5 protein-coding genes are annotated in these 7,850 nt (G+C 61.6%); 4 read left to right on the plus strand and 1 reads right to left on the minus strand.

Annotated elements, in window-relative coordinates; all coding sequences use genetic code 11:
• Positions 1-59 precede the first annotated feature (59 nt).
• Both JXA24_03230 and JXA24_03235 read left to right on the plus strand, forming a co-directional pair.
• Complete coding sequence (locus JXA24_03230; protein MBN1282768.1) at positions 60-2,693, plus strand: PBP1A family penicillin-binding protein; 2,634 nt, start codon at positions 60-62, stop codon at positions 2,691-2,693.
• A gap of 116 nt (positions 2,694-2,809) precedes the next feature.
• Entirely contained in the window at positions 2,810-3,028 is a 219-nt protein-coding gene (locus tag JXA24_03235; GenBank protein MBN1282769.1) for a hypothetical protein, read from the plus strand.
• Between the two features lie 158 nt (positions 3,029-3,186).
• Here the strand turns inward: JXA24_03235 and JXA24_03240 are convergent, their stop codons facing one another.
• A complete protein-coding gene (locus tag JXA24_03240) occupies positions 3,187-4,128 on the minus strand; it encodes a histone deacetylase (protein MBN1282770.1) in 942 nt (313 codons plus the stop codon).
• A 137-nt stretch (positions 4,129-4,265) separates the two neighbouring features.
• On the opposite strand from JXA24_03240, the gene hydF reads away from it, so the two are divergent.
• Together hydF and JXA24_03250 are read left to right on the plus strand one after the other, a co-directional pair.
• Complete coding sequence (hydF, locus tag JXA24_03245) at positions 4,266-5,468, plus strand: [FeFe] hydrogenase H-cluster maturation GTPase HydF (protein ID MBN1282771.1); 1,203 nt, start codon at positions 4,266-4,268, stop codon at positions 5,466-5,468.
• 30 nt (positions 5,469-5,498) lie between these two features.
• Complete coding sequence (locus JXA24_03250; protein MBN1282772.1) at positions 5,499-7,715, plus strand: ATP-binding cassette domain-containing protein; 2,217 nt, start codon at positions 5,499-5,501, stop codon at positions 7,713-7,715.
• Positions 7,716-7,850 lie beyond the last annotated feature (135 nt).

Below are 7,850 nucleotides of genomic sequence, written 5' to 3' on the forward strand. Positions count from 1 at the left end.
ACTCGTTACTCGTGACTTGTACGTGCTGATCAGGGGTTCTCGAGGAGAATCGATCCCAGATGCAATCCCCCTTACTAAACCGCATGCTGATGGTCGTGGGCGACGGCATGCGCGTCATCAAATTCCTGCTCTCGTTCGTCGCCTGCATCATAGTCTTCGTCACCGTGGCCTTTCTCGGGGTCTATTTCTTCTTCGCAAGGGACCTGCCAGACATCAAGACGCTTGAGGACTACAGGCCCCCGGTGATCAGCGAGGTCTTTGCCGACGACGGCACAAAGATAGCCGAGTTCTGGACCGAGTGCCGCATATTCATCCCCTACGAAAAAATCCCCAGAAAGGTCGTCGAGGCGTTCGTCGACGCCGAGGACTCGCGCTTCTTCGAGCACAAGGGCGTTGACATGCGATCGATCGCCCGCGCCTTCGTCGCCAACCTGCAGGCGGGCGAGATAAAACAGGGCGGCAGCACCATCACCCAGCAGATCACCCGCTCGCTTTTGCTCTCCAGGGAGAGGAAGGTCTCGCGCAAGGTGAAGGAGGCGATACTCGCCACGCGCCTGGAGCGCTATCTCGACAAGGAGACGATCCTCACCCTCTACCTCAACCAGATATATCTCGGGAACCGCGCCTACGGCGTGGTCGCGGCGGCCCGAAACTACTTCAAAAAGCCGCTGAGCGAGCTCACCCTGGGCCAGACAGCCCTGCTGGCCGGCATGCCTACCGCTCCCACCAACTTCTCTCCGATCAACAACCCCGCCGAGGCCCGCGCGCGCCAGCAGCACGTCCTCGGGCGCATGGTCGAGGAGGGGCACATCACGGAGGAGGAGGCGGCAAGGGCCGCGGAGGAGAAGTTCGAAATCTACATAGCCGGTACCGACAAGGAGTTCGACGACCCCGACGCCGCCTATTTCTCCGAGCACGTGCGCAGGCTGGTCAAGGAGAAATACGGCGACGAGTTCCTCTATCACAGGGGGCTCAAGATCTACACGACGGTGAACGTGAAGATGCAGCGCGACGCGGCGCGCGCGGTGCGCCTGGGCCTCGAGTCCCTGGACAGGCGAAAGGGGTGGAGGGGGCCGCTGGAGCACGTGCCCGAGTCCCAGGTCGCCGCGAAGGCGAGGGAGATCGCCCGGGAGATCGAATCGCAGGACACGGTCATTCGATGGCCGGCCAGGAACCTCGCGGAGGCCAGGGTCGCAAAGATAAAGCCCGGCAGCTCTTACAGCGCAGTTGTCACCGGTTTCAGCGGGCAGGACGCCCTCATCCAGGCGGGCGAGACGCAGGGCGCGATCCCCCACTCGGGCTACATGTGGGCCCGGCCCTACAGCAAGTTCTCTTTCGGCGCGGACAACTACAACTATGTCTCCGATCCTCACAGGATTTTCAAGGTCGGCGACGTGGTGACGGTGAGGCTTAAAGACGACGGCGCGTTCGAGCTCTACCAGGAACCGGAGTTGCAGAGCGCGCTGGTCGCCATGGACCCGCGCACCGGCTACATAAAGGCGATGATGGGCGGATACGACTTCGCCCGGAGCGAGTTCAACCGCGCGACGCAGGCCCTGCGCCAGCCGGGCTCCTCCTTCAAGCCGTTCGCCTACTCCGCGGCTCTCGACAAAGGCTACACGTACAACACGACCATCGTGGACGAGCCGGTGGCGTACAAGGTCGGAAGGACCGACGTCTGGAGCCCCAAGAACTACGGCGGTAAATTCAACGGCCCCACCCCCTTCATGAACGCCATCAAATTTTCGCGCAACATACCCACGGTGAAGATCGTCTACGACATCGGCACGCACTATCTCGCCGCATACCAGCGCAAGATGGGGATCACCACGCAGATCGACAAGTACCTCTCGATGGCGCTCGGCGCCAACGCGGTCTACCTGCTGGAGATGGTGCAGGCCTACTCCATGTTCGACAACGGCGGGGAGAGGATTAGGGCGGTCGCGATCACGAGGATCGAGGACAACAAGGGCAACGTGATCGAATCGATCCACGCCCCGAAGACGGAGATCGCCGAGACCGATGCGCCGCTGGCCTCCAGTGAGAACGACAGGCGCGCCTTTGCCGCAGACCGGCCCAAGATCGATCCGGGCGAGCTCAACGCCGAGCTCTTCGAGGAGGCCGAGCGCACGACCGAGCGGGACGGGCTGTCGCTCACCGACCTGGAGATAAAGACCCTCTACGGCTCCGAGATACCCAAGGGCCACGTCATCACCCCCCAGACCGCATATCTCATGACGAGGCTCTTAAAGGGCGTGGTGGATGGCGGGACAGGCACGAGGATACTCGCGCTCGGCAAGCCGGCCGCGGGCAAGACCGGCACCACCAACGACGAGACCGACGCATGGTTCATAGGCTTCGTGCCGGACCTCTCGGCAGGGGTCTGGGTCGGCTACGACGAGATCAGAAAGATCGCGCCGGGCGCGACAGGCGGATCCATCGCGGCACCCATTTTCCTCGAGTTCATGAAGAATGCCACAGAGGGTTGGGCGGCCAAGGAGTTCAAACCCCCTGAAAACTTCCCGGGCGGCGACATCGCCACGCTCGCGGGCGGCTCCGCCCTCTTCGGCTCGAGGCCGGGCATCGAGGAGATGATGATGCGCGGGGGCTCCGACCGCGCCGGCGAGTTCTTCGAAGAGGACTTCGAGCAGTACGGCGGCGATTCGGAAACCGGCGGCCACGGGGACCTATAGCCCCCGCCCTCTCACCAAAATCTTAATATAATCCATGAAGTTATCCACAGACCTTCAAACGGCCCCCTTTCTGTTGTATAATTACATTGGTTAGGGAAAACGTGAAGGAGGCCTGTATGATTCGTTTTCCAGGCTTTTTGAAAGGCAATCACGAAAGGAGGGATGAGAAGGACAAAGAGAGGGCGCTGGCGATGAAGGGTTGGGATGCATCGGAATCTGCCGATGCAAAACATGGCTTTGCGTCGCAGCTGCACATGTCGCGCGGGATGGGACATCACTTCGCGCGCAACTCTATAACGAGGGGAAGGGGCCAGGTAAGCTTCAAGGGCAAATAGACACCGGGCCCGGCTGGATGATAAAGCGGATCGTCTTTTTCGGCCTGAAGGAAGGTGAATCCAACGGTGCGGAATTGAGATCAGGCTTATGAAATCCGGTCGGGCCTTTCTTTAACATCCGTGACTCGTGACTCGTGACTCGTAAGATCAAAGACATTTCAGACTGAGACCATTTCCTCCAGCTGGGCCTCGGCGCACTCCCGAAGCGCAGTCAGGTCATAGCCCCCTTCGAGGGTGGCGGCAAGCCTCCCCCCGCAGACCCCGTTCGCCAGATCGCATAGCGAGCGCATGATCCATCGGTAGCCGCCCGTGGTCATGCGCATGCCGCCCAGGGGATCGTTCACGTGCGAATCGTATCCGGCCGAGGCCAGTATGAACTGAGGCGCAAATTTCTCGACCGACGGAATTACGATCTCCCCAAAGGCCCTCTTGTAGTCGTCGTCCCCGGACCCGGCGGGTAGAGGCACGTTGAGCGTGGCTCCCCTGCCCTTCCCGGATCCTGTCTCGTCCGCAGCGCCGGTGCCCGGATAGAACGGGAAGCGGTGCACGGAGGCGAAGAAGACGTCGCCCCTGTCGTAGAAGGAGTGCTGAGTGCCGTTGCCGTGATGGATGTCGAAATCGACTATCGCCACCCGCTCCGCTCCGCCCTTCCTGAGCAGCCACTCCGCCCCTATCGCCACGTTGTTGAATATGCAGAATCCCATCGCCCGGCCGCGCTCTGCGTGGTGCCCGGGCGGCCTCACGAAGGCGAACGAGTTTATGCATCCGCCGCCCTTCACCGACTCCACGCAGGCCAGAAACCCCCCCGCCGCGCGCAGCGACGCCTTCCACGTGTAGGCGTTGGCGCTCGTGTCAGGGTCGAGGTTCACCTCCGCAACGCCGTCGGTGTCCTTTATCCTCCGGATGTAATCGCGGTCGTGGACCCAGGCGAGCTCCTCCTCGGCCGCGTCGCGGGGGGGGAGCTTCGCCAGCTCGCGGCCCACGCCGTCGCCGTAAAGGACCTGCCTGATCGACTGCAGGCGCTTTGGGGATTCCGGATGGAGATAGCCCATCTGGTGGAATGTGCAGATGTCGTCGTAGAATACCGAGGTGCGGGACACGATCCCTCCGGTTTCCAACGATCTACAGGCCGCACCGCTGCAAATCAACGCCTTTTTGAGTTCCCGACCGCAGAGGCAATCATAGTTGACTTCTCCGGGTGCGGCCGTGTTATAGCACCCCTCTCGCGGAGGCGATGATGCTCAAGGGACAGAAACCTCACATCGGGATATTCGGCCGCCGCAATATCGGCAAGAGCTCGATCATCAACTCGCTCACAGGCCAGGAGATCTCCATCGTTTCCCCCCACCCGGGGACCACGACAGACCCGGTGACCAAGACGATGGAGATCACCGGCATAGGGCCGGTGGTGCTGACCGACACCGCGGGGATCGACGACGAAGGCGATCTGGGCAAAAAGCGCGTGGCGCGCTCGTTCAGGGCGATCGACACCGTCGACCTGGGGATCATAGCGGTCTCGCACAATGCGTTCGGCGAGCACGAGAGACGGGTCGCGGACAGCCTCAGGCACAGGCAGATCCCCTTCTTCGTGGTGCACAACAAGTCGGACCTGGAGCCGCTGGACGACGAGACAAAGGCCGATATCGAGGCAGAGACCCGCACCGATGTGATCCCCTTCAACTCCAGGGCGCCCGACAACCTCGAGGACGTGGTCGATCTGATAAAGAAACACCTGCCGCCGACCTCCTACCAGAAACACTCTATACTCGGCGACATGGTGAGCCCCGGCGACCTCGTGGTCCTGGTGACCCCGGTCGACATCGAGACGCCGGAGGGTCGGATAATCCTGCCGCAGGTCCAGACCATACGCGACCTCCTGGACAACAACTGCATCTCGGTGGTCCTCAGGGAGACCGAACTCGAGGCGTACATCAGCTCGTGCACGCCCAGGCCGAGGCTGGTCGTCACCGACAGCCAGGCGCTGGCCAAGGTGGACGCCGAGGTCCCCCGGGAGATCCCGATCACGAGCTTCAGCATCCTCTACACGAGGCTCAAGGGCGATTTCGCGCGAGCGGCGGAGGGGACGCCGGCCATCTCCCGGCTCAGAGATGGCGACCGGGTCATGATACTCGAGTCGTGCACGCACCACGTGGCAGGCGACGACATCGGCCGCGTGAAGCTGCCCAGGTGGATCAAGCGCTTCACGGGGAAAGATCTCGAATTCGACGTGGTGGCGGGGCTCGATGCGCCCCCCAGGCCGATGCGCGACTACAGCCTGGTGATCCAGTGCGGCGGCTGCATGCTCACCCGCAGGCAGGTGCTCCTCCGTCTGGCCCCGGCCATAGACGCCGGCGTGCCGGTGACCAACTACGGCATGGCGATCGCGTGGTGCACGGGCACCTTCGAGAGGGCGACAGCCCCCTTCTCCGGCCTTGCATAGGACCCGGCGCCGGGTTATTATTGAAATCCTATGGGGGATACCAGACTTCTAGCAAGATATCACCGCCTGATAATTCCTTTCATAGGCGTCTTCCTGGTCGCGATCCTGTTCGACATCGTAACCACCCTCATCGGGCTCGTGACGCCGCTATTCACGCGCATCCTCTTCGACTACGCCTATCCGCTGCGAGACCTCAAGCTCCTCAACCTGACGATATTCTCCATCATAGGGCTCTACTTCCTCACCTTCTTCATCAACGTGATGGGCGACTATCTCTCGACCTATATAGGCCAGGAGGCCGACGCCAGGCTCACCGAGCGCGTCTTCCACAAGATCCAGTGCCTGCCCATAAGCTTCCACCAGAAGAAGAAGATAGGCGATTTGCTCATCCGCATCACCGACGACGTGGACACCACGGTCGGCATGGTCTTCAACACCCTTCCCACCTTTATAATTGACGGCGGCAGGTTCTTTATCATCCTCGCAATCGCTCTCTCGATCAACGTCAAGCTCACCATGCTCGCCCTGCTCTCGGTGCCCCTCTATGTGATCGAGGCCACCTATTTCGCCGGAAAGCGGGCCAGGCTGCAGGAGGAGCAGATCGAAGCGAGCTCGATCATGTACAGCCGGGCCAACGAAAAGCTCGCGAACATCAAGACCATCAAAGCGTTCGGCCAGGAGGACCAGGAGTCCCTCTCTTTCTCCCGCATCATCAGGAAACAGTTCCGCATCGGAGTCAAAGGCAAATTGCTCGAGATATTCCAGACCTTCACCAGCTCGCTCACGCTCCAGATGTGGAGCGTCTTCCTCACATGGTACCTCGGCTACCAGGTCGTGCAGGGGCAGCTCACCATCGGCGAGATAGTGGCCCTCATGATGTACATCGATCAGCTCGACGGGCCGGTGCACTCGTTCATCGGGATGTTCACGCAGTGGAAGACCAACCTGATATCAGTGAAACGCATCGACGAGGTGCTATCCCATCCGACCGAGGAGGAGGGGATACACGGGACCGCCGCGCTGAATATAAAGGACGGAGAGGTAGGCACGACGCACCTCTCTTTCGCTTACGCCCCGGAGAATGAGATCCTGCACGACATAGAGATAAGCTTCCCCCCCAACAGCTTCACGGCCCTGGTGGGCGGCTCGGGAAGCGGCAAGACCACCCTCGTCAACCTGCTGCTTCGGTTCTTCGACCCCACGCAGGGGATCATCCTGGTCGACGGCCAGAACATCATGGAGGTGAGGGTCCGAGACCTGCGACAGAAGATAGGCATAGTCGCGCAGGACGCCGCCCTCTTCGACGGCACGGTGATGGACAACATCCTCTACGGCAACGAGGGGAAGGAGCGCGGGGAGGCGATGCGGGCGGCGCAGCTCGCCGGCGCACACGACTTCATAATGAGGCTGCCGGGAGGGTACGACGCCCAGGTCGGCGAGTCGGGCTCGCTGCTCTCCGGCGGCCAGAAGCAGCGCATCGCCATAGCGCGAACCCTTCTTCGAAATCCCGCGGTGGTGATATTCGACGAGGCGACCTCTGCGCTCGATGCGGAGAGCGAGTTCCGCATCCAGGAGACCATAGGGAAGCTCCGCGCGACCAAGACGGTGATAGTCATCGCCCACAGGCTCTCAACCATCAAGATGGCCGACGCGATCCTCGTGCTGGACGAGGGGAAGTTCGTCGAGAAAGGCACATTCGACGAACTCTTCGACCGCAAGGGGGTGTTCTACAAGTTCTACTGGAAGCAGTTCGGGGGCCTGGCCAGCGTCCGGCAGCAGCTCGTGCTGGAGCTGGAGCGCGCATCGCGCTACGGCTCCAAGTTCTGCCTCGCGATGATGCGCGTTCTCAGCTACGGCAGGATATGCAAGGAGGCGGGGGTCGAGGCCGGAGACCGCTTCATCGAGGCCGTGGACATGCTCCTCAAGCGCAGCATCCGCATGGGCGATAACTGCGCGGTGCTCGACGGCGACACTATAATGCTCATCCTCCCCGAGATCGACGCCGCTCAGCTCGAGGCGTTCTTCAAACGCATGATCGCCACCCTCCCGAGGAAAGCCGGCGACGACCTTGAGTTCGACCTTGCGGCCGAGGAGCTCCTCTTCGTCGGAACGACGGTGTCGAAGAAGCTCTTCAAGACCGTCGAGGAGCTCATGCACGCGCTGAAGAACGCTGCTGACTCGTCGGGGGAACCGGGATACCGGATCATAGCGGGGGACGACCTGGCCGCCGGCGCAGCCAAAGGATGAGAACATGGGATTCATAGAAAACGTGCTCGAAAGCTTCTCGGCCAAGGACCTCAAGAGCCGCGTGAATTATGTCATCGCCGGGGGGCTTGCTGTCTGCGTCATCACCGCGGTCGCGCTCTACTTCCTGCTCACCTC

The organism is Pseudomonadota bacterium (assembly GCA_016927275.1).
GTDB lineage: Bacteria > UBA10199 > UBA10199 > 2-02-FULL-44-16 > JAAZCA01 > JAFGMW01.

What these genes read in the sequence shown, in the direction of transcription:
- JXA24_03230 (MBN1282768.1), top strand. Translation starts at nt 60, where the DNA reads ATGCAATCCCCCTTACTAAACCGCATGCTGATGGTCGTGGGCGACGGC.
- JXA24_03235 (MBN1282769.1), top strand. Translation starts at nt 2,810, where the DNA reads ATGATTCGTTTTCCAGGCTTTTTGAAAGGCAATCACGAAAGGAGGGAT.
- hydF (MBN1282771.1), top strand. Translation starts at nt 4,266, where the DNA reads ATGCTCAAGGGACAGAAACCTCACATCGGGATATTCGGCCGCCGCAAT.
- JXA24_03250 (MBN1282772.1), top strand. Translation starts at nt 5,499, where the DNA reads ATGGGGGATACCAGACTTCTAGCAAGATATCACCGCCTGATAATTCCT.